General features: G+C 55.4%; 24 protein-coding genes and 1 tRNA gene. 12 read left to right on the forward strand and 13 right to left on the reverse strand.

Annotation, left to right across the window (positions count from 1 at the left end; all coding sequences use genetic code 11):
• Nucleotides 1-4: 4 nt before the first annotated feature.
• From gshB to ruvX, 3 genes are all read left to right on the forward strand, one after another.
• Nucleotides 5-949 (forward strand): glutathione synthase, encoded by a 945-nt coding sequence (gene gshB / locus HHI26_RS06940; RefSeq protein ID WP_133846162.1) that lies wholly within the window; start codon nt 5-7, stop codon nt 947-949.
• A 90-nt stretch (nt 950-1,039) separates the two neighbouring features.
• Complete coding sequence (locus tag HHI26_RS06945; RefSeq protein WP_133846161.1) at nt 1,040-1,603, forward strand: YqgE/AlgH family protein; 564 nt, start codon at nt 1,040-1,042, stop codon at nt 1,601-1,603.
• On the forward strand, nt 1,603-2,025 hold the full coding sequence (gene ruvX, locus HHI26_RS06950; protein WP_171148824.1) for a Holliday junction resolvase RuvX: 423 nt from the start codon (nt 1,603-1,605) through the stop codon (nt 2,023-2,025). The genes HHI26_RS06945 and ruvX overlap by 1 nt, the downstream gene beginning before the upstream one ends.
• A 90-nt stretch (nt 2,026-2,115) precedes the next feature.
• On the opposite strand, the gene HHI26_RS06955 is transcribed toward ruvX, so the two are convergent.
• Entirely contained in the window at nt 2,116-3,108 is a 993-nt protein-coding gene (locus HHI26_RS06955) for a type IV pilus twitching motility protein PilT (RefSeq protein ID WP_133846159.1), read from the reverse strand.
• A gap of 15 nt (nt 3,109-3,123) precedes the next feature.
• Between HHI26_RS06955 and HHI26_RS06960 the strand changes: the two genes are divergently transcribed.
• The 4 genes from HHI26_RS06960 to hemW all read left to right on the forward strand — a co-directional run bounded on the left by HHI26_RS06960 (nt 3,124) and on the right by hemW (nt 6,262).
• Nucleotides 3,124-3,837, forward strand: a complete 714-nt coding sequence (locus HHI26_RS06960) for a YggS family pyridoxal phosphate-dependent enzyme (protein ID WP_171148933.1) — start codon at nt 3,124-3,126, stop codon at nt 3,835-3,837.
• An 8-nt stretch (nt 3,838-3,845) separates the two neighbouring features.
• On the forward strand, nt 3,846-4,385 hold the full coding sequence (locus HHI26_RS06965; RefSeq protein ID WP_133846158.1) for a YggT family protein: 540 nt from the start codon (nt 3,846-3,848) through the stop codon (nt 4,383-4,385).
• A 154-nt stretch (nt 4,386-4,539) separates the two neighbouring features.
• Nucleotides 4,540-5,133, forward strand: coding sequence for an RdgB/HAM1 family non-canonical purine NTP pyrophosphatase (gene rdgB / locus HHI26_RS06970; protein WP_171148825.1), 594 nt, complete (start codon nt 4,540-4,542; stop codon nt 5,131-5,133).
• Entirely contained in the window at nt 5,126-6,262 is a 1,137-nt protein-coding gene (hemW, locus tag HHI26_RS06975; protein ID WP_159337580.1) for a radical SAM family heme chaperone HemW, read from the forward strand. The genes rdgB and hemW overlap by 8 nt, the downstream gene beginning before the upstream one ends.
• Before the next feature lie 111 nt (nt 6,263-6,373).
• Here hemW and HHI26_RS06980 read toward each other — a convergent pair whose 3' ends face one another.
• The 3 genes from HHI26_RS06980 to trmB form a co-directional block, all read right to left on the reverse strand.
• Nucleotides 6,374-7,090, reverse strand: coding sequence for a DUF2884 domain-containing protein (locus HHI26_RS06980; RefSeq protein ID WP_133846155.1), 717 nt, complete (start codon nt 7,088-7,090; stop codon nt 6,374-6,376).
• A gap of 153 nt (nt 7,091-7,243) precedes the next feature.
• Entirely contained in the window at nt 7,244-7,570 is a 327-nt protein-coding gene (locus HHI26_RS06985) for a YggL family protein (protein WP_133846154.1), read from the reverse strand.
• Nucleotides 7,570-8,289, reverse strand: a complete 720-nt coding sequence (trmB, locus tag HHI26_RS06990; RefSeq protein ID WP_133846153.1) for a tRNA (guanosine(46)-N7)-methyltransferase TrmB — start codon at nt 8,287-8,289, stop codon at nt 7,570-7,572. The genes HHI26_RS06985 and trmB overlap by 1 nt, the downstream gene beginning before the upstream one ends.
• 321 nt (nt 8,290-8,610) lie before the next feature.
• Between trmB and mutY the strand changes: the two genes are divergently transcribed.
• From mutY to mltC, 3 genes are read left to right on the forward strand one after another with little or no spacing between them, the layout of a single operon-like run.
• A complete protein-coding gene (mutY, locus tag HHI26_RS06995) occupies nt 8,611-9,696 on the forward strand; it encodes an A/G-specific adenine glycosylase (RefSeq protein ID WP_133846152.1) in 1,086 nt (361 codons plus the stop codon).
• Nucleotides 9,696-9,968 (forward strand): oxidative damage protection protein, encoded by a 273-nt coding sequence (locus HHI26_RS07000; RefSeq protein ID WP_133846151.1) that lies wholly within the window; start codon nt 9,696-9,698, stop codon nt 9,966-9,968. Before mutY ends, HHI26_RS07000 begins: the two co-directional genes overlap by 1 nt.
• Before the next feature lie 54 nt (nt 9,969-10,022).
• Entirely contained in the window at nt 10,023-11,102 is a 1,080-nt protein-coding gene (gene mltC, locus HHI26_RS07005; protein WP_133846150.1) for a membrane-bound lytic murein transglycosylase MltC, read from the forward strand.
• Between the two features lie 47 nt (nt 11,103-11,149).
• Here the strand turns inward: mltC and HHI26_RS07010 are convergent, their stop codons facing one another.
• From HHI26_RS07010 to HHI26_RS07025, 4 genes are all read right to left on the reverse strand, one after another.
• Nucleotides 11,150-11,512, reverse strand: coding sequence for a type II toxin-antitoxin system HicB family antitoxin (locus HHI26_RS07010; protein ID WP_133846149.1), 363 nt, complete (start codon nt 11,510-11,512; stop codon nt 11,150-11,152).
• The gene (locus tag HHI26_RS07015) at nt 11,509-11,784 is read right to left on the reverse strand and encodes a type II toxin-antitoxin system HicA family toxin (RefSeq protein WP_133846148.1); all 276 of its coding nucleotides are present in this window, start codon (nt 11,782-11,784) and stop codon (nt 11,509-11,511) included. The genes HHI26_RS07010 and HHI26_RS07015 overlap by 4 nt, the downstream gene beginning before the upstream one ends.
• 138 nt (nt 11,785-11,922) lie before the next feature.
• On the reverse strand, nt 11,923-12,753 hold the full coding sequence (locus HHI26_RS07020; protein ID WP_171148826.1) for a phosphoenolpyruvate hydrolase family protein: 831 nt from the start codon (nt 12,751-12,753) through the stop codon (nt 11,923-11,925).
• 2 nt (nt 12,754-12,755) lie between these two features.
• On the reverse strand, nt 12,756-13,976 hold the full coding sequence (locus HHI26_RS07025; protein ID WP_171148827.1) for a Tm-1-like ATP-binding domain-containing protein: 1,221 nt from the start codon (nt 13,974-13,976) through the stop codon (nt 12,756-12,758).
• Between the two features lie 266 nt (nt 13,977-14,242).
• On the opposite strand from HHI26_RS07025, the gene HHI26_RS07030 reads away from it, so the two are divergent.
• Nucleotides 14,243-14,893 (forward strand): TetR/AcrR family transcriptional regulator, encoded by a 651-nt coding sequence (locus HHI26_RS07030; protein WP_133846145.1) that lies wholly within the window; start codon nt 14,243-14,245, stop codon nt 14,891-14,893.
• A 312-nt stretch (nt 14,894-15,205) separates the two neighbouring features.
• Here HHI26_RS07030 and HHI26_RS07035 read toward each other — a convergent pair whose 3' ends face one another.
• From HHI26_RS07035 to HHI26_RS07055, 5 genes are all read right to left on the reverse strand, one after another.
• Nucleotides 15,206-17,347: an ornithine decarboxylase gene (locus HHI26_RS07035; RefSeq protein ID WP_159337575.1), complete on the reverse strand. Its 2,142-nt coding sequence runs from the start codon at nt 17,345-17,347 to the stop codon at nt 15,206-15,208.
• A gap of 434 nt (nt 17,348-17,781) precedes the next feature.
• Nucleotides 17,782-18,513, reverse strand: coding sequence for a GGDEF domain-containing protein (locus tag HHI26_RS07040; protein ID WP_171148828.1), 732 nt, complete (start codon nt 18,511-18,513; stop codon nt 17,782-17,784).
• Nucleotides 18,510-18,908, reverse strand: a complete 399-nt coding sequence (locus tag HHI26_RS07045; protein WP_133846142.1) for a DUF1987 domain-containing protein — start codon at nt 18,906-18,908, stop codon at nt 18,510-18,512. The genes HHI26_RS07040 and HHI26_RS07045 overlap by 4 nt, the downstream gene beginning before the upstream one ends.
• 17 nt (nt 18,909-18,925) lie before the next feature.
• Nucleotides 18,926-19,480, reverse strand: coding sequence for a SiaB family protein kinase (locus HHI26_RS07050; RefSeq protein WP_133846141.1), 555 nt, complete (start codon nt 19,478-19,480; stop codon nt 18,926-18,928).
• A gap of 29 nt (nt 19,481-19,509) precedes the next feature.
• Nucleotides 19,510-20,742, reverse strand: coding sequence for a SpoIIE family protein phosphatase (locus HHI26_RS07055; protein ID WP_171148829.1), 1,233 nt, complete (start codon nt 20,740-20,742; stop codon nt 19,510-19,512).
• Between the two features lie 275 nt (nt 20,743-21,017).
• Here HHI26_RS07055 and HHI26_RS07060 point away from each other — a divergent pair.
• Nucleotides 21,018-21,093: transfer RNA gene (locus HHI26_RS07060), tRNA-Phe, on the forward strand.
• The last annotated feature ends 17 nt before the right edge of the window (nt 21,094-21,110 follow it).

Genomic DNA, 21,110 nt, shown 5'->3' on the forward strand with positions numbered 1-21,110 from the left:
AAGAATGATTAAGCTTGGCATCGTGATGGACCCGATCACTTCCATCAATATTAAAAAAGACACCAGCTTTGCCATGTTGCTGGAAGCACAGCGCCGTGGTTACGAAATTCACTACATGGAGATGAACGATCTCTATCTGCGTGGTGGCGAAGGCCGTGCCCGCACCCGCCTGCTGAGCGTAGAGCAGAACTATGACAAATGGTTCGAGTTCGGCAGCGAGCAGGACATTGCGTTGGCCGATCTTAACGTGGTGCTGATGCGCAAAGATCCTCCGTTCGATACCGAGTTTATTTACGCCACCTACATCCTTGAGCGTGCGGAAGAGAAAGGCACACTGATCGTTAACAAGCCGCAGAGCCTGCGTGACTGTAACGAAAAGCTGTTCACCGCCTGGTTTGCCGAATTGACCCCGGATACGCTGGTCACACGTAATGCCAGCCAGATCCGCGAATTCTGGCAGGAACACGGCGACATTATCCTCAAACCCCTGGACGGCATGGGTGGTGCGTCAATCTTCCGCGTCAAGAAAGAAGACCCGAACCTGTCAGTGATCATCGAAACCCTGACCAGCCACGGCGAGTTCTACTGCATGGCGCAAAACTTTATTCCTGGCATCAAAGACGGGGATAAACGCGTGCTGGTGGTGGACGGCGAACCGGTGCCTTACTGCCTGGCGCGTATTCCAAAAGCGGGAGAAACCCGTGGCAACCTGGCCGCGGGTGGCCGTGGTGAAGCTCGCCCACTGACAGAAAGCGACTGGGAAATTGCCCGCCGCGTTGGCCCAATCCTGAAAGAGAAAGGACTGATCTTTGTCGGCCTGGATATTATCGGTGACAAACTGACTGAAATTAATGTGACCAGCCCAACCTGCGTTCGCGAGATCGAAGCCGCATTCCCGATTTCTATCACCGGCATGCTGATGGATGCGATTGAAAAACGCCTGGCCTGATTGTTGCGGCAGGGCCGGACTGCCCTCCGCTCACCCATTAACGCCCGTGGCGAACCGCCCGGGCGTTAACCAGACTACAGAACACTAAGTATGAATTTACAGCATCACTTTTTGATTGCCATGCCAACGCTACAGGACCCGCTGTTCAAACGTTCAGTGGTCTATATCTGCGAACACAATGATGATGGTGCGATGGGGCTGATCGTCAATAAACCGATGGAAAATCTGACGGTTGACGGCATTCTCACCAAGCTAAAAATATCACCTGAGCCACGTGAATCCGACGCAAGACTGGATAAACCGGTGTTTGCCGGGGGCCCGCTGGCAGAGGATCGCGGTTTTATTCTGCATTCCGCACAACGGACATTTGCCTCCAGCATTCGTGTGTCTGACAACACGGTGATCACCACATCCCGCGATGTACTGGAAACGCTGGGTACGCCGGATCAACCCGAACAGGTACTGGTTGCACTGGGCTATTGTGCCTGGGAAAAAGATCAGCTGGAAAGCGAACTGCTGGAAAATGCCTGGCTGACGACCTCCGCGAACAGCAATATCCTGTTCCATACCCCGATTGCCGAGCGCTGGCGCGAAGCAGCAAAAAGTATGGGTGTCGATATCCATAATATCGCCAGTGAAGCAGGACACGCCTGATGAGCAGTATGACCATGTTGTCCTTTGATTTTGGGACGAAAAGTATTGGCGTGGCGATTGGCCAGCAACTGACCGGCACAGCCCGCCCGTTAACAGCGTTGAAAGCCAATGATGGCGTACCGGACTGGAACAAAATTGAAGCGCTGCTGAAAGAGTGGCAGCCGGACCGCGTAGTGGTGGGCCTGCCGCTGAATATGGATGGCACCGAACAACCGCTGACCGTACGGGCACGTAAATTCGCCAACCGTCTGCATGGCCGTTTTGGCGTACAGATTGAGCTGCATGATGAGCGTCTTAGCACTGTCGAAGCTCGTGCTGAACTGTTTGAGCGTGGGGGTTTTCGCGCCCTGAGCAAAGACAGCGTCGATTCGCTTTCTGCGGTCATCATTCTGGAAAGCTGGTTCGAGAACCATTACACGTAAATGAGCTAAACGGGTCAGGCATGCCAGACCCTACACAATCGCCCTCCCGCCGAAGGGGCGTGGCATCACTCGCCCGTTCCCGGCACAACATTAACTCAATACCCCCAATCTTTGCCGTTCCGCCAGGCTCTGCTCAAACGTCTGCATTCCCAGCTGGCTGCCCGTCTGCAACAGCGCCGGGAGCTGATGCGTTTTCCCCTCGCGGATAAGATTCGCCACCGCCGGGCAGTTAACCAGCACCTCGAACAACGCGACCCTGCCCGTTTTTGCCTGCACCAGACGCTGGGCAATCACCGCCTGTAAACTCCCTGCCAGCTGGCTACGCACCAGGTTTTTTTCATTGCCGGGAAACACATCCACCAGCCGCTCCACAGCCTGTGCTGCGCCACGCGTATGCAGCGTTGCCAGCACCAGATGCCCGGTTTCAGCGGCCGTCAGCGCCAGTTGGATGGTTTCTGCATCACGCAGTTCGCCCAGCAGGATCACATCCGGGTCTTCACGCAGTGCCGCACGAAGCCCCGAGCCAAAGCCGTTGAAGTGCAGGCCCTTCTCACGCTGCTGGATCAGCGACTGTGCGCTGCTATGCAGATATTCCACCGGGTCTTCCAGCGTCAGGATATGCCGCTGCTGATGCTGATTAATTTCGCCAATCAGCGCCGCCAGTGTAGTGGACTTGCCGCTGCCGGTGGCACCGGTTATCAGGATTAACCCCTCTTTGTGGTGCAGCAACGATCGTGTCACCTCCGGCAGGTGCAACACGTCCATTGCCGGGCAGTGACGGGCAATAAGACGCAGCGCCAGCGACAGACCGTGCCGCTGGCGGAAGAGATTCCCCCTCAGGCGCACACCCTCTGGCATCGTCAAGGCAAAGTCCACCTGCCCCTGCTGCGCCAGTTCCTGCTGCTGGGCCGCGCTCAGCCAGTGCTGTGCCACGCTTTCCAGCCATGCATTTTGCACCTCAGGCTCGCCGTCAATCGCTGTCAGACGGCCATCACAGCGCCAGAATGGAGAATGACCACTGCAAAGGTGCAGATCCCCGGCATTATGCTTTACACTAAGGGCCACTATTTCCTCAATATCCATATTTCATCCCTGACTATGACTTCGATTGAGCACAACTTACAGCAAGTCCACCAGCGGATCTCAGCGGCGGCGGCACAATGCGGGCGTGATCCACACGAGATTGAGCTACTTGCAGTGAGCAAAACCAAACCTGCGAGCGCGGTCGAAGAAGCTGTGGCAGCCGGGCAGCGTAGCTTTGGCGAAAACTATGTGCAGGAAGGCGTGGATAAAATCCAGCTACTGGCAAATTCTGCCCTGACCTGGCACTTTATCGGCCCGCTGCAATCTAACAAAAGCCGTCTGGTCGCCGAGCATTTTGACTGGTGCCATACCGTTGACCGTCTGCGCATTGCCAGCCGCCTCAACGAGCAGCGCCCTGACGATTTGCCTCCGCTTAATGTCCTGATTCAAATCAATATCAGCGATGAGCAGAGTAAATCCGGTATCAGGCTGGCTGACCTGCCCGCGCTGGCACAGCAGATAGCCGATCTGCAGCGTCTCACACTGCGCGGATTGATGGCTATCCCGGCACCCGAAGCCGACTACGCGCGCCAGTTGGCGGTATGTCAGCAGATGGCCGAAGCGTTTCAACAGCTGCAACAAGATTATCCCGGCGTGGATACCCTCTCGCTGGGAATGAGTGACGATATGGATGCCGCAATCGCGGCAGGCAGTACCATGGTGCGTATCGGCACCGCAATTTTCGGCGCGCGCGACTACGGTCACACCGCCGTTCATCACAACAACTGAGGAACCTCATGCTAGCGTTGATCTTTCTGGTCACAACGGTGATTGCGATTTACATCAAAGTGTTGTTACTGCGCGTCTGGATGCAGTGGGCACGGTGTGACTTCTACAACCCATTCTCACAGTTTGTGGTGAAAATCACCCAACCGATCGTTAAACCTGTACGCCGCATCATCCCGTCTATCGGGCCGCTTGATACGGCTTCATTACTGCTGGCTTATATCGTCAGCGTGCTGCTGGGGCCGGTGACGTTGCGCCTGTTCGTGCCGGATCCAATTTTCCTCTACCTGGGTCTGGTGATCCTGGTGAAAGCGGCGGGTGTGCTGGTCTTCTGGGTCATTATCGTGCGTTCACTGATGAGCTGGGTCAGCCAGGGGCGTAACCCGGTTGATTACGTGCTGATTCAGTTAACAGAGCCGCTGATGGCACCTGTGCGCCGTATTATTCCGGCGATGGGCGGTATCGACTTCTCGGCAATGGCGGTGATTCTGATTCTGTATATGCTGAATTTCCTGGGCTTAGAATACATCCCCGGCTGGGCCCAGTTTTAACTGTCGTCTTTTACCCTACAGATGCGTTGGCTGCCCTTGTGAACCCCGGTCACTTACTACAGTAAGCTCCCGGGGATTCACTCAGTTGCCGCCTTCCTGTAGGGCAAAATTCTCGGTTAAAACGTTATAAATTAATAATATTCTTGGATCTACTATGCAAAAAGTTGTACTCGCCACCGGCAATCCCGGAAAGGTTCGTGAGCTGGCTGACCTGTTAGCCGCGTTTGGGCTGGATATCGTGGCGCAAACGGAACTGGGCGTGGAGTCTGCCGAAGAGACCGGGCTGACCTTTATTGAAAACGCCATTCTTAAGGCGCGCCATGCGGCGGCCATCACCGGGTTACCGGCCATTGCCGATGACTCCGGGCTGGCTGTCGATGCTCTGGGTGGCGCTCCGGGGATCTACTCAGCGCGCTATGCCGGGCTTGATGCCAGCGACCAGCAGAATCTGGAAAAACTGCTGACGGCACTGGAATCGGTGCCGGACGGGAAACGTCAGGCGCAGTTTCACTGCGTGCTGGTCTATCTGCGCCATGCTGAAGATCCGACACCACTGGTGTTTCACGGCAGCTGGGCCGGGGAAATTACCCGCAGCGCGGCAGGCGTAGGGGGCTTCGGTTATGATCCGATCTTCTTCGTTCCTGCGCTGGGTAAAACCGCAGCAGAACTGAGCAAGGCAGAAAAACTCGCGGTGTCACATCGTGGGCAGGCGTTAGAGCTGTTGTTGAGCGCCATGAAACATGGTTAATCTGCCCCCGTTAAGCCTGTACATCCATATTCCCTGGTGTGTACAGAAGTGCCCGTACTGCGATTTCAATTCCCACGCATTAAAAGGTGAGGTGCCGCACGAAGAGTACGTGCAGCACCTGCTGAACGATCTGGATATTGACCTGCCGCTGACTTCCGGGCGCGAAGTCAGCACCATTTTTATTGGTGGTGGTACGCCAAGCCTGTTAAGCAGTGAAGCGATGCAGATGCTGCTGGACGGAGTTCGTGCACGCCTGCCGCTGTCACCCACGGCTGAGATCACCATGGAAGCCAATCCGGGGGCGGTCGAAGCAGAGCGTTTCAGCGGCTATCAGCGCGCCGGTATCAACCGTATCTCCATTGGCGTGCAGAGTTTCAGTGCGGCCAAGCTGGAGCGTTTGGGGCGCATTCACGGGCCTGAAGAAGCGAAGCGGGCAGCGCAGCTGGCTGAGAACCTCGGGCTGCGCAGCTTTAACCTCGATCTGATGCACGGTCTGCCGGACCAGTCGCTGGAAGAGGCGCTGGACGATTTGCGCCAGGCGATTGCCCTCAATCCACCGCACCTGTCCTGGTACCAGCTAACCATCGAGCCAAACACCCTGTTTGCCTCGCGACCACCGCGCCTGCCAGATGAAGATGACCTGTGGGATATTTTCGAACAGGGCGATGCGTTGCTGACAGCGGCAGGTTATCAGCAGTATGAGACCTCAGCCTATGCCAAACCCGGCTACCGCTGTGAGCATAACCTCAATTACTGGCGCTTTGGTGATTACCTCGGTATTGGCTGCGGTGCTCACGGTAAACTGACTCAACCGGACGGTACCATTATCCGCACCGCTAAAACCAAGCATCCGCGCGGTTTTATGACGGGTAAATATCTCGATAAGCGCCACAATGTGGCCGATGCCGAGAAGCCGTTCGAATTCTTTATGAACCGTTTTCGCCTGCTGGAAGCCGCACCGCGTGAGGAATATACGCGCTATACCGGATTGCCGGAAAGCACCATTCGCGCGCAGATCGATGACGCCCTCGCCAAAGGGTATCTGACGGAAACGGCAGAAGAGTGGCAGATTACGGAGAAGGGAAAATTGTTCCTGAATTCGCTGCTGGAGCTGTTTTTAGCGGAGTAATGCTGTTCGGGTCAGGCATGCCTGACCCCTACGAAATTACGCGAATGCCTCGCCCGGACGCAATAACACGTATCCCTCCAGGGCGAGGCATGCAGCGCCCGGCATAAACGCTTACTTCAACCCGGCAATCAACGCCTTGCGTTGGCCTTCAAGACTGGTCACACGATTACAGACTTCATGACCGAAGTTCTGGAAATCCTGCTCCTGATTGCTCCATTCGGCCTGAATCGCCTGCTGTAAACCACCAAGATTACCCATAATGGCCTGCAACGGGTTATCGCCGTTTCCTGCCTGCTTGCTGCCCATCTCGTTCAGACTGTCCTGCACCACCCCACCCATCGCGTTTTGTACCAGACGCTCGCCATCCTGACGCACCTGCTCAACCGCCTTATGATGGAAGGTTAAACCGTCGCTACGCTGCTCGATAATACGGTTCATCTGCTGCTTCAGCTGCCCGTCCAGCGTGGTCAGACGCTGACGCACATTACTGTTCTGCCCCAGTTTCTGAACAATAACGCGGTCCAGCGCAATCCGCCCTTTTTCCAGACGCTGTTTAGCCCCGCTATCAATCCACGGCAAATCACGGCGTAGCGCAGTCTGATAATCGATAGCTTTCTGGCGTGTGGCATCATCAATATTCGCCACTTTACCATTACGCTGTACATCACCCACAGGGGAGATGCTCAGATTCCCGCTGGCGCCAACGACCTCGACCTGATTCGGGCTGATAATGATATCGTCCTGAGGATTAACGCTGCATTGGTAATCCGCCTGTGCCTGGCCGGCGGCCAGTAGCAGCAATGCACCACTCAAAAGCGCTTTACGCATAAATCGTCTCCTTGATATGAAAAAGGGGCAACCACAAACATGGCCGCCCCCCCTTATGTGGTCATCCCGGAGGGCCGATCGAAAAAATGATCGGCCTCTACAGCGCGATTACCCCACTTTCGCAGGGTCTGACCTTCTGTTGCGGTCAGACCGTCAATCCCACCAAACGTCGAAAAGTTCGGTCACTTTCACATCGTTCAGCTTACGCGCTTCCAGCCAGTTTTTAACCAGCTCACGATGCTCATCGGTGCATTTGCCGATTTTCTGCAGGCAGATCAGACCTTCCCACTGCAGATAACCGCTGCCATCGAAGGCAAGGCCGTTAGCGTCGATCACTTCGTTGATCAGCGCATCAACAGTGCTGTCGATAGTCTCTTCGCTGGTGCCTTCCGGGAAGGTAAAGCCCACGGAGAAGCCTAACTCCTGAAACTCATCAATGTGCATTTTCTTACGAAGACGACGACTGCGTTGTGTAGCCATTATTTAACCCTCTCAAACATCAGATCCCATACACCGTGGCCAAGACGCTGACCACGCTGCTCAAATTTCGTTAACGGCCGCGATTCCGGGCGCGGCACCCAGTTACCTTCTTGCGACTGGTTTTTATACCCGTCAATGCTGCTCATCACTTCCAGCATATGCTCTGCATAGGCTTCCCAGTCGGTCGCCATATGGAACACGCCACCCAGCTTCAGCTTACGCAATACCAGTTCGGCAAACGGCACCTGCACGATGCGGCGTTTATTGTGGCGCGCCTTGTGCCACGGATCCGGGAAGAACAGCTGCACCATACCCAGCGAGTTATCCGGGATCATCAGATTCAGCACTTCAACCGCATCATGACACATCACCCGCAGATTGCTGACGCCCGCCTCTTCCGCCGTCGCCAGGCAGGCACCCACGCCCGGTGAATGCACTTCAATACCCAGGAAGTTCTGATGCGGATTGCTGGCAGCCATCGCCACCAGCGAAGCGCCCATACCGAAGCCAATCTCCAGCACCAGCGGTGCGTCACGGCCAAACAGAGCAGTTAAATCGACCGGTTCCGGCTGATACTCAACGCCCATCACCGGCCACAGTGTCTCCAGCGCCTGCTGCTGACCTTTGGTCAGACGGCCCTGGCGACGTACAAAGCTGCGGATCCGGCGCATAGCGCGGCCATTTTCGTCAAATTCCGGTGAGATAACATCGTTTTTCATGATTCTGCCTGCGGCTGTGCACTGTAGAAAGCGGGCATTATGCCTTCAGGAAGTGAAAACATAAAGGCCGCCTGTTGCAGGGACGCCTGCGTAACTGGTTTGCAGTATAGACCCAAAATAATTCGAGTCCCCTCAGGGGGCCTACTTTTGGTGCAGGAAGGCGGCAATGAAGTATGAAGGGTATCGCTGCCAAAAAATACGCTGACAGCATAGCGTCTCGCAGCAGTTAATCAAATGCAGTGATTATCCGGTTTACAGCCCTTAATCTCTGTGCTGGAATCCCTGCCTGGTTTTCAGATTGGCAGAACGGGGATTCACAACATGCAGGCAGCGCAGTTTTCACATCAGGTACTGGAGTGGTATCAGCGCTATGGGCGTAAAACCCTGCCGTGGCAGCTAGAGAAAACACCGTATAAGGTCTGGCTCTCTGAAGTGATGCTGCAACAGACGCAGGTCGCAACCGTTATCCCCTATTTCGAACGATTTATGGCACGTTTTCCTACCGTCAGCGACCTCGCTGCCGCCCCGCTTGATGAAGTGCTGCACCTGTGGACCGGTCTCGGTTATTACGCCCGTGCGCGTAATCTGCATAAAGCAGCGAAAACCGTGGTGGAAAAGCATGGCGGTGTTTTTCCGCAAACCCTGGAAGAGGTTGAAGCCCTGCCCGGCATCGGGCGTTCCACTGCTGGCGCGGTTCTCTCTCTGGCGCTGGGCAAGCACTTCCCGATTCTGGATGGCAACGTCAAACGCGTGCTGGCCCGCTGCTATGCGGTAGGTGGGTGGCCGGGTAAGAAAGAGGTGGAAAAGCGCCTGTGGCAAATCAGTGAAGATGTCACCCCCGCGGAGGGCGTCAGCCAGTTTAACCAGGCAATGATGGACCTCGGCGCGATGGTGTGTACCCGCTCGAAACCTAAATGTGAAATTTGCCCGCTTAATCTCGGCTGCATTGCTTACGCAAATAATAGCTGGGCGCAGTACCCGGGAAAAAAACCGAAGCAGACCATTCCGGAACGCACCGGCTTCTTATTACTGATGCAGCAAGGGCAGGATGTCTGGCTGGAACAGCGTCCCCCGGTTGGATTGTGGGGCGGGCTGTTCTGTTTTCCCCAGTACAGCACTGAGCCAGAACTGCGCCAGGCACTGCGGCTGCGCGGGCTTGATGACAGCAAACTGCAGCAGATGATCGCCTTCCGCCATACCTTCAGCCATTTCCATCTGGATATTGTGCCAATGTGGCTTGAGCTGCCTTCTGCCCGTGCGGCAATGGATGATGTGCCGGGTCTCTGGTATAACTTAGCGCAGCCGCCCGCCGTGGGGCTGGCCGCGCCGGTAGAGCGCCTGCTACAGCAGTTACGCCAGCCACAACAGATGGCGTTGAATGCTCGCGTAACAGAAGAGGAAGAGTAATGAGCCGAACCATTTTTTGTACGTTCCTGCAACGTGATGCCGAAGGGCAGGATTTCCAGTTGTACCCTGGGGATACAGGCAAACGCATTTATAACGAGATTTCAAAAGAAGCCTGGTCAAAATGGATGGCGAAACAGACCATGCTGATCAACGAAAAGAAACTCAGTATGATGAACCCTGATGACCGTAAGCTACTGGAACAAGAGATGATTAAATTCCTGTTCGAGGGCCACGAGGTTCATATCGAAGGTTATACCCCGCCGGAAGAATAAGTCGTTGGGCCTCACTGATGAGGCCCTCTCAAATTGTGGGCGATGCACGAGAAAATGAAGAAAAAACTGATAAGTTTGCTGATTATTGCGCCGTTGCTGGTTTCCTGCTCAGGCAAGAAGCAAAACGCCTCTCATGAAGAGTGGATTAAAGACACCAACGGTTTTGATATTTTGATGGGACAGTTTGCCCACAACATCGAAAATATCTGGGGAATGAATGAAGTCCTGATCGCCGGTCCAAAAGACTATGTGAAGTACAGCGATCAATACTACACCCGTAGCCACATTAACTTTGATGCCGGTAGCATCACTATCGAGACGATCGCAGGAACCGATCCGACGGCCAGTCTGCGTCAGGCGATTATCACCACCCTGCTGATCGGGGAAGATCCGGGTAATGTCGATCTCTATTCCGACGCCAAAGATATTCAGATCAGTAAAGAGCCGCTGCTGTATGGCCAGGTGCTGGATAATACCGGCCAGCCGATCCGCTGGCAGGGGCGCGCCGCCAGCTTTGCTGACTATCTGATCCAGAATAAGCTGCAACGCCGTAATTCCGGTCTGCATGTGATCTGGTCGGTCACCATTCCGATGGTGCCAAACCACCTCGACAAACGCGCGCATAAGTATCTGCCGATGGTGCGCAAAGCCGCCGAGCGCTATGGCGTCGATCAGTCGCTGATCCTGGCGATCATGCAGATTGAATCCAGCTTCAACCCTTATGCAGTCAGCCATGCGGATGCACTGGGCCTGATGCAGGTGGTACAGCATACCGCCGGGGTGGATGTGTTCCGGATGAAAGGGAAATGGGGCAAACCAAGCCGCAGTTATCTGCTCGACCCGGAAAACAATATCGATGCGGGCACCGCCTATCTGTCTCTGTTACAGGGCAACTACCTGGCCGGTATCAATAACACCACCTCGCGCCGCTATGCGGTGATCACCGCCTATAACGGCGGTGCAGGAAGCGTACTGCGGGTGTTCTCCAGCGATAAAGACCGTGCCTTCAGCGCGATTAACAACCTGTCGCCTGCTGAGGTCTACCAGAAGCTGACCACCAGTCACCCGTCGGCAGAATCGCGTCGTTACCTGTCTAAGGTTAACAACGCGCAGAAGAGCTACCACCGCTATTAATGAATCGGCCAGGGGCGACCAGCAATAAAGGTCGCCCCTGACTCACCTCAACATTTCTTCATTTGCGCGCTTAATGCCGCGACAATATAGCTATTCAGCGAGAGCTGATGTTCTGCGGCGGCCTGTGCCAGTTGTTCGCCAAAAGACTCTGGATAGCGCAATGTGAAGGTTTTCACTTTCTCCTCATGCTCATAGGGATCGATGCCACTCTCATGGCAGTCCGCCAGATAATCACGCAGGGAGATTTCACCTTCGCACTTTAACCCTGTAATACTGTCAGCGACAAAATCACAGTAACCCGATAACCCAAGAAACTTACCGCGAAACGCGCCCAGCTCAGCAACAAAATTGACTGCGGCAGGCTGGCCGCCAATCACCATCACGTTAGGTATAGCCATCACTTTATTCATGGTTCAACTCCTGTCTCTTCCAGCCACTCCTTCACTGCCACTACCGCCCCTTTATCTGTCTCCGGTGACGGATGTGGGCGGTGAAAACGTGCCAGTGAGCCATTAAGCAGAAACCTGACACGGGATCCTTGTGCTTCACGGACTTCACCTCCAAGAGCAATGATCAAGGTTTCTATTCGTTGCCACTTCAGATCCGTGGGTATCGGGCGGGTAAAAATTTGCCGCAACGTATCCCGATGTCGTTTTCTTAATGCCGCTATTCTATTCCTCATTGCATCATCCTTGAAGTCATTTTTTGAAGTCAAAATACACTTCAATGACGTTGACGCAATGTCAGATGCCTGGACTTGCGCAGCGCTACGCATAAAAAAGGCGCAGTAAGCTGCGCCTGGGGAATCTCGGGTGAGGTATTACCGACTGATATTCTTGAACTTACGTGTGGTTTCGGTGAGTGCCACTTCGGTTGGCAGGCGCTCCATTGAGCTGGCGCCGTAGAAACCATCGCACTGCGGGCAATTATCCATAATGTACTGCGCATCTTCCGGGCTGGAGATCGGTCCGCCGTGACACAGCACGATCACGTCCTCGCGCACCGCTTTAGCGGCTGCGGCCCAGGCATTCACCAGCGGCACACAGTCCTTCAACTGCAACGCCGTCGAGGCACCGATATTCCCTCCGGTGGTCAGCCCCATATGCGGCACAATAATATCCGCACCCGCGGCGGTCATCGCCTCTGCGTCGGCGGCGCTGAACACATAGGGCGTGGTCAGCATCTCTTTCTGATGTGCCAGGGCGATCATCTCCACTTCCAGGCCGTAGCCCATGCCGGTCTCTTCCAGGTTGGCGCGGAAGTTACCGTCAATCAGCCCGACGGTCGGGAAGTTCTGTACACCGGAAAAGCCGAGGGCTTTCAGGTCATCGAGGAATTTATCGAAATTGCAGAAAGGATCGGTGCCATTCACGCCCGCCAGTACCGGGGTATTTTTCACCACTGGCAGCACCTCTTTGGCCATATCAACAACGATCTCATTGGCATTGCCGTAGGCCAGCAACCCGGCGAGGGAGCCGCGTCCGGCCATCCGGTAGCGCCCGGAGTTATAGATCACGATCAGATCGATCCCCCCGGCTTCTTCGCATTTTGCTGACAGCCCAGTGCCCGCGCCGCCGCCGATAATCGGTTCACGACGGGCAATCATCTCTCTGAATTTCGTCAGCAGCTGCTGACGGCTAAAAGCAGGCATGGTTATCTTCCTTTCGACGCCAGTTGGCGAAATTGAGCAACGGCTTCAGCGGCGAACTGCCGATCGTTGATGTTCCAGGGCAGGCGAATAATCTGGCGCTGTGCGGTCTGTATACAGCTTGCCTCCAGCGTGGAGATAAACGCCTGGTTGGCCTCGGGCGACCAGAATGGCTGGCCAGGCGCATCCAGCGCAGAAAAGCCCCCTTCAGGGATCAGAAAACGCACTTCCCCTTCGCAGCGGTTCAGCTTCTCAGCGATCCAGCGTGCCATCTCAATATTCTCCTCCACGGTGGTACGCATCAGCGTCACCTGGGCATTGTGATGGTAGAACAGGCGTGAGGCGTATTTCTGCGGCACGCTGGCAGGATGACCAAAGTTCACCATATCCAGCGCCCCGCAGGAGAGCACGCAAGGCAGCCTGCTGCGGGCCAGCGCATCGAAGCGATCTTCATCGCAGGCCAGCACACCGCCAAACAGCAAATCACAGACTTCAGTGGTTGTCAGGTCAAGCATCCCGGACAGCATATTGCTGTCTGCCAGTTTCTCCATCGCTTTCCCCCCGCTGCCGGTGGCATGGAACACGAGGCAGTCATAATCGGCTTCCAGCGCGGCACTGGCGGCCTCTATGCACGGCGTGGTGACGCCAAACATCGTCAGGCCGATGGCAGGTTTATCATTTTCATCAGGAGGAAGTGGGAAGCGGACTGCGCCGGCAATCTGGTGGGCGGCATTCCCCAGCACGCGGCGGGAAATCCGGTTCAGCCCGGCGACATCGGTCACAGAATAGAGCATGGCAATATCGCTGGCACCGACATAGCCAGACACATCGCCAGAGGCCATCGTGGAAACCATCAGCTTGGGTACACCGACGGGCAGCACCTGCATCGCTGGTGTGATCAGCGCCGTACCGCCTGAGCCACCCAGCCCAATAATCCCCGCGACATCATTACGCTGACTAAGGAAAATCTCAAAAGCTTGTGCCATGGCGTTAATCGCCTTACCGCGGTCGCCACAGAAGACAGCATCGCGCCCCTGGGGATGATAATCCGCCACCATGGCGGCCGGGATATTCCCCTCAAAAGCGCGGCTAAGTGGTTGAGTAGACAGGTCAACTGTCACCACGGGTACGCCGACCTGAGCAATCAGATCGCGCACATAAAACAGTTCCCTTCCTTTAGTATCCGCTGTAGCAACAACGTAGATAGATCCAGTATCATTTTTCATGGGCGTTACGATAACCTGTTATTTAGATCAATAAAGAGTTGATAATCTTGATATAAAAACGTAAATAACTTTGAATCACTGAAGAGATTGAGTCTGGAAAACTCACAGTAGCACCTTCAAGATTGATAAATCAATTGAATGAAATATGAGTCTCGTCGAGTTTTGACTACGCTTATAACAGCGGGGAATGGCGCAGGCCGCCCCCCGTTGTCAACACTGGTGAACGTGCTGTCACGCCCACCAGCCCGATAAAGAAACAGGTTAAACTGGATAATGAGGTTATTGTGGAGCAAAGGGATTCCGCTAGCGTTTTGGGGCTCACATCAACACGAGCCAGAACGCGCCGCTTACTAATTGATACCGCGATGAAGATGTTTGATAACGGCGCATTTCCATCGATTACCGAAGTTGCGCAGGAGGCACAGCTGTCACGCGCCACTGCTTATCGCTACTTCCCCACGCAGAGTGCGCTGGTCTCGGCCATTGTGTCTGAAACACTCAGCCCCATCAAAAACTGGCAGCCCACTCAGCAAGATGCCAACGCACGCATTGATGAGCTGCTGAGTTTTGCCTTCCCGCGTATGCTGAAACACGAGGGAACGTTGCGTGCGGCGCTGCATTTGTCGCTGACGCAGTGGGCGCAGTCGCAGTCGGTTGATGCCGTGCCACTGAAAGAGAAGCTGGTGCGCGGAAATCGCAAAGCGATGCTGATGCAGGTGGTGGAACCGCTCAACAAAGAGCTGACACCCGATTTGATGGATCGCGTGGTGCGTTCACTGTCGTTGGTTTACGGTTCGGAGATTTTTCTGGTGATGAAAGATATCTGGGGCTGTGATAACGACGAACTGCAGGATATTGGCAAATGGATCGCGAAAGCGATTGTGCGCCAGGCACGGGAAGAAGCGCTCAATACCTGAGGTCGGATACACACCTGGGCGAGGCATGCCTCGCCCCTACGATGCTGCCAGATGACACCGCGTTTAGTAGGGGTCGGGCACGCGACGCTGCCAGATAACACCGTATTTCGTAGGGGTCGGGCGCGCGATGCTGCCAGATGACACCGCGTTTAGTAGGGGTCGGGCGCGCGATGCTGCCAGATGACACCGCGTTTAGTAGGGGTCGGGCACGCGACGCGGCAAGATAACACCGCATTTCGTAGGGGTCGGGCACGCAATGCTGCCAAGTGATACCGCGTTTAGTAGGGGTCGGGCACGCCCGACCCGGTTTTTTTACACCAAAACGTATCCCTGCAAACGCTTAACACCCTGCTCGTCGGTTTCGGCATACACCCCCTGCAACTCCGGCGAGAAGCCCGGCAGCAGGTTAATGCCCTCCTCCAGCGCGAGGAAATACTGCTGCACGGCCCCGCCCCACTCTTCACCCGGCACCACACACAGCACGCCTGGTGGATACGGTAACGCCCCCTCAGCCGCAATACGTCCGGCTGCCTGTGAAATGGGCACCAGCTCCACATTGCCACGAATAAATTCGATATTGGCATCCTGCGGGTTCATCACCATTTTTGGCAGGCTCTGCTGGCGGAACATCGCCTTTTGCAGATCCTTCACATCATGGCTGACATACAGGTCGTGCATCTCCTGGCACAGTCGCTTCAAGGTGTAACCTTCGTAGCGCGCCGCATTTTTCCGGTAGATCGTCGGCAGCACATCGCGCAGTAACGCATCTTCTTTGATGTGTTGTTCGAACTGGGCCAGTTTCGCCACCAGCTTCGCCATCTTCTCCATGCTCTCTGCCGGTGTCAGCAGGAACAGAATGGAGTTCAGATCGCACTTCTCCGGCACCACGCCATTTTCACGCAGATAGTTCGCCAGAATCGTTGCCGGAATACCGAAAGAGGCATATTTCCCGCTGGCAGCATCAATGCCCGGCGTGGTCAGCAGCAGCTTGCACGGATCGACCAGATACTGATCTTTCTCATAACCGCCAAAGCCATGCCACGACGCGCCCGGTGCAAAGCTGAAGTAGCGCGCATCGGAAGCGATCGTCGCCGTCGGCGCATCCTGCCAGGGTTTGCCGTCAACCTCATCGGGAATAAACGGCTTAATCATCTCGCAGCGCGCCAGAATCGCCTTACGTGCATCAATGCCCAGCACCACGCACTCATGCCACAGACGTCGTCCCGCTTCGCCCTGATGCATTTTGGCGTTGATATCCAGCGCAGCAAACAGCGGGTAGAACGGGCTGGTAGATGCATGCAGCATAAACGCATTGTTCAGGCGTTTGTGGCTGCAAAAACGCTGCTGGCCACGGATATGGTTATCTTTCTTGTGGATCTGCGAAGTCTGCGAGAACCCGGCCTGCTGTTTATGCACGGACTGCGTAACAAAAATGCCGGGATCGGACGGCTTCAGATCCAGCAACAGCGGCGAACAGGCTTCCATCACGGGAATAAACTGCTCATAGCCCACCCAGGCGGAGTCAAACAGGATGTAGTCGCACAGGTGGCCGATGCTGTCGAGCACCTTGCGCGCGTTATACACCGTGCCATCGTAGGTGCCGAGCTGGATCACCGCCAGACGGAACGGACGTTCATCCCCGGCACGTTCCGGTGCCACCTGTTTAATCAGGTCACGCACATAGGCTTCATCAAAGCAGTGCGCATCAATGCCACCAATAAACCCAAACGGGTTGCGGGCAGTTTCCAGATATACCGGCGTCGCACCGGCCTGGATCAGCGCACCATGATGGTTAGATTTATGGTTATTGCGATCGAACAACACCAGATCGCCACGGGTCAGCAGCGCATTGGTCACCACTTTATTGGCGCTGGAGGTGCCATTCAGCACAAAGTAGGTTTTATCCGCGTTGAAGACTTTCGCTGCAAACTTTTGCGCATGTTTGGCTGAACCTTCGTGGATCAGCAAATCACCGAGTTTCACGTCAGCGTTGCACATATCGGCACGAAACACGTTCTCACCAAAGAAGTCAAAGAACTGACGTCCGGCCGGATGCTTTTTAAAGAATTCACCGCCCTGATGCCCCGGGCAGGCAAAGGTGGTGTTATCCATCGCCACGTATTTGGTCAGCGTCTGGAAAAACGGCGGTAACAACCTGGCCTGATACCCGGCTGCGGCGGTTTCCAGCAGCGAAGCATCGCCCTCTTCCCCCGTCAGCACGCCATCAACTTCAGGCAGGTCAACCGCCTGCGCGGCATCGTCGAGGGCAATAAACACCGGCAGGTTAAAACCGGTATGACGCAGCAGCGCCAGCACGCCTGAGCGTGAGTCAGAAACGGACAGAACCACCGCGGCGACATCGGTGAAATCAGTATTATCCAGCGTAACGACTTCGCGCCCGGTCTGGAGATGGATTGCCACAGTGGTGCTGGCTGCAATTTTAAGAGGAGTCATGCACAAATCCCTAACGGTCAAGGATGAGTGGGTGCCAGAGGCACAGCAATAGGAACGGCAGCAAAGCGCACGCGTTCCCGGCGAACAGTCATGTTGGGTTTTCAGCAGAATGACTTCAGCTTCAACCGATAGACATCAGTAAAATCAGATCTTGTCTGTTTTTACGCATGGCCAACAGTTAAGCGTAGAAAGACCTCACCGCATGGTGAGAGAATTTATCGACAAGGTATGACAGCAATAAGATCGACCAGGCTGCATCGGCAGATGCGGGTTACAGATGCTGAACAACAGCAGTGAACCTCTCATGGCGGTGACCTCAGTGTGCAGGGATGACGGGGTTGTCAAAATTTGCGCAATAATGGCATTTTTTAGTACCGGGTTCAATGCCAGTGGCCCGGCAGAATAGCGGATACCCGCAGAAAAAAATGTCGGGTTTATCCCAGGGCGGCACGCTGGCTGGCATAATGAATCCGGTTACGTCCGGCACGCTTCGCCTCATACAAGGCGGCATCCGCCTCGGCATACAGGGTGTCAAAACTACTGCGTGAAGCCCCCCAGCTGACGCCCAGACTGACGGTCACCAACCGATCCGGCAGGGAGTTCAGCACGGACGCATTCAGCGAGGCATGAATATAACCGGCTACCACCGCCGCCTGCCCCATGCTGGTCCCCGGCAGCAGGATGGTAAACTCCTCGCCCCCCACGCGCCCCACACTGCCGCTCTCTGGCACCGAGTTCTCAATCCGTTTGATCAGTTCACTGATCACCGCATCGCCGGTGGGATGGCCGAACTGGTCATTAATGGCTTTGAAATGGTCAATATCGAGCAGGATCAGGGAGGCGTCATCCTGATGCAGTGCGCTGCCGATCTGGTTGATGATGGCGCTGCGGTTATACACGCCGGTCAGCGGATCGTGCGTGGCTTCGTACTCCAGCCGTAACGCCAGCTGGCGCAGTTGCTCGTTGAGAAGCGTCAGTTCGCGCTCAGCACGGTCACTGCGGGAAATGAGGCGCCACGACTCACGCATCATGCGCTGATAGTGGCCGCTGAGGGTCAGTAACGCCGCACGACAGGTTTCCGCATCAAGGTGCTCGCGTGCGGCAATATCCCGCGCCTGTTCAAGAATGGCATTTTCATGCGTGAACAGCTCATCGATGCTCATCATTCCGCGCCCCCCGGATGCATATGGAAGGTGATTGCTGAAAAATCGATACTCAGCTCCTGACCGAACTCTTCGGAGATATCGTCTTCGCTGTCGTAATACCAGTGCAGCTCGGTGCGAACCCCGTTGACTGCCGCTTCGTTCAACACGCCAAACAGGCCGAATAACATTTTGGTGCTGGAGCTGTTGAAGTAGCTGAGTGCCACATGGATGCTGACCAGGCTGAGGTTGCGGAAAAAGGCGCTGCCCTGCCACTCTTCCACCGCGGCCATCAGCGGACGGTAAAAAGCGGCGGCATTTTCTGGCCAGGATTCCCCGCTGAGCGACAGCCTGCCGCTGGCGAAATCAAAGTCCACGGCGGGAGTGCTGCTGGTTGCAGGCATGGAGATGTTGTTCATAGCTAAGGTGTGCCCTGTCAGATAGTCGCTTTCAGGTAGAACGCCGAGAGATCCGTCGATGCAACCTGGTGAAAAGTAAATTCCAGCGGTTGGCTGGCGTCCCGCGCCAGAGTCAGCAGGCCGATATTCGCCCCTTTGCTCCAGGCCGGACTTTCTGTACGCAGTGACTGCTTGTAGGTCACTTTAATTTCTTCCGCGCTCATATTGCGCAGCGCCAGCAGGCATTCACTCAGGCGCGCGGATTCATCCGGTCGCACCAGGTTAGCGCTTTCCAGCACATACTTACCGTCATGCAGACCAAAACAGATCGCGCCAAAGCGCATTTCGTCATTATCTTTGCAGAGCGCCCGGCTGTCTGAGGAGTAGCGCAGGATATTTTGCACCATCTCCACAAAAGTGGAGAACAGCTTACGCCGGGTGACAAACGATGCCTCGTTCTGCTCCAGATAGAGGCGGATCACCTCCCCCATCGCCGTAATATTGTGCTGGGAGAAAAAACCGGTGTAACGCAGCGCCACCACATCGTGCGGCGTGTCCGCCAGCAGCCCGCTGATTATCGGATCAGTATTCATAGTGCTCTTGTGCCCGTTGCCCCGGTTCATCAGTAACGAAACCCTAAAAATGTCATATCATCGCGCCGCAGCTGCTGCCCCTGCCAGGCGAGCAAGGTCTGCTGAAGCCCTTCCGCCAGCTCGCTCATCGGGCGCGTCCGATTGCGTTCCAGCTCTGCCTGAATACGCTTGCGGCCAAACATAATCTGCCGTTCGCCCCCGATCTGATCGGTCAGACCATCGGTAAAGGTTAAGAACAGATCCTGGGGTTTCAGCGGCAGTTCATGGCGCGCCCACTCGTAGTCCACCGGGGTATCGGTGTAACCCACGCCCATGCGATCGCAGCTCAGCAGAATGGCCTGCTCGCTCACCGTCGAGAGCAGAAAACCGGAGATACGCGCACCGGCCCAGATCATGCGGTCTTCGCGGGTATCAACAAACAGCGCCAGCGCATCACAGCCGTCGTTCGACAACGAGGTCTGCTCCGACTGCTGCAACTGCCCCAGCGTCTGTTTAATGTAGCGATTGATATGCTGGAGTAACTGCTCCGGCTGCTCCGGTTCACACTGCGTCAGCGCCTTTTCCAGCGCCGAAGAGAGGATGACCGTCATAAACGCGCCCGGTACGCCGTGCCCGGTGCAATCTGCCATTAACAGCAGCCAGCCGTGAGGAAAGGAGTGAAAGGCGTAAAAGTCACCGCCAACGCAGTCACGCGGCTGCCAGCACAGGCAACTATCACGTAGCTGCTGCACCAGTAAGCGCTGTGACTGGTCGAGCATCGCTTCCTGGATCACCCGCGCATATTCAATGCTCTGCATAATTTGCTGATGCTGACGCGCCTGCTGATCCGAGACAGTTTTGATCAGATCAATACCCAGCCCGATGCCGATATACTCACCCGCACTGGTGAGAATAAAGCCATCTGTCAGTGACTTATCGCCCGATGCCACCATTTGCTGCGCCACGCTATCCAGCGTGCTGGCCGCATCGATCACCAGCGGCATTTTATCCATAAAGGCGATGCAGCTTTTGCGGTCATACAGTTCACGGAAGAACGGCCGCGACATCTGCGATAAAAACAGATGACGGTTAATCAGCCCCAGCGGATGGCGTTGCTCCACCACCGGCAGGCTGGTCAGTGACGGTTGTTTGGTAAACAGCTCCATCACGGCCAGATTATCGGCATCCGGTGTGACAAAAGGCACCTCAATACAGAGATCGCGCGCGGTAAGGTGCGGCGATGGCAGACGTTGGGGTGTTAAAGGCGGTAAGTCTAAGTGCATGATACGCGGCCAGTAATCCTCAGTTAGCCCCAGCCTGACAGGCGATTGTGACAGTTTCATGCCAGTATTAAGAATAATCCTAATAACCCGGTTTTATCGCGTATAAAGGGCAACAGCCAGCATAAATCAGGGCAGAAAATGGAATCAGGATGGGTGATAAAACAGGCTAAAAGAGGGGCTTTCACAACAGACTGGTGGAAAAGAGTGCAATCAGTCGGCTTTTCACCATAAAGCCGTTGACGCTGGCAGTGGCATAAGGTTTAATGCGCCCCGTTGCCCGGATAGCTCAGTCGGTAGAGCAGGGGATTGAAAATCCCCGTGTCCTTGGTTCGATTCCGAGTCCGGGCACCAAATTCATATCAACGGAC

The sequence above is a fragment of the Erwinia sp. JH02 genome (genome assembly GCF_013074405.1).
Taxonomy (GTDB): domain Bacteria; phylum Pseudomonadota; class Gammaproteobacteria; order Enterobacterales; family Enterobacteriaceae; genus Erwinia; species Erwinia rhapontici.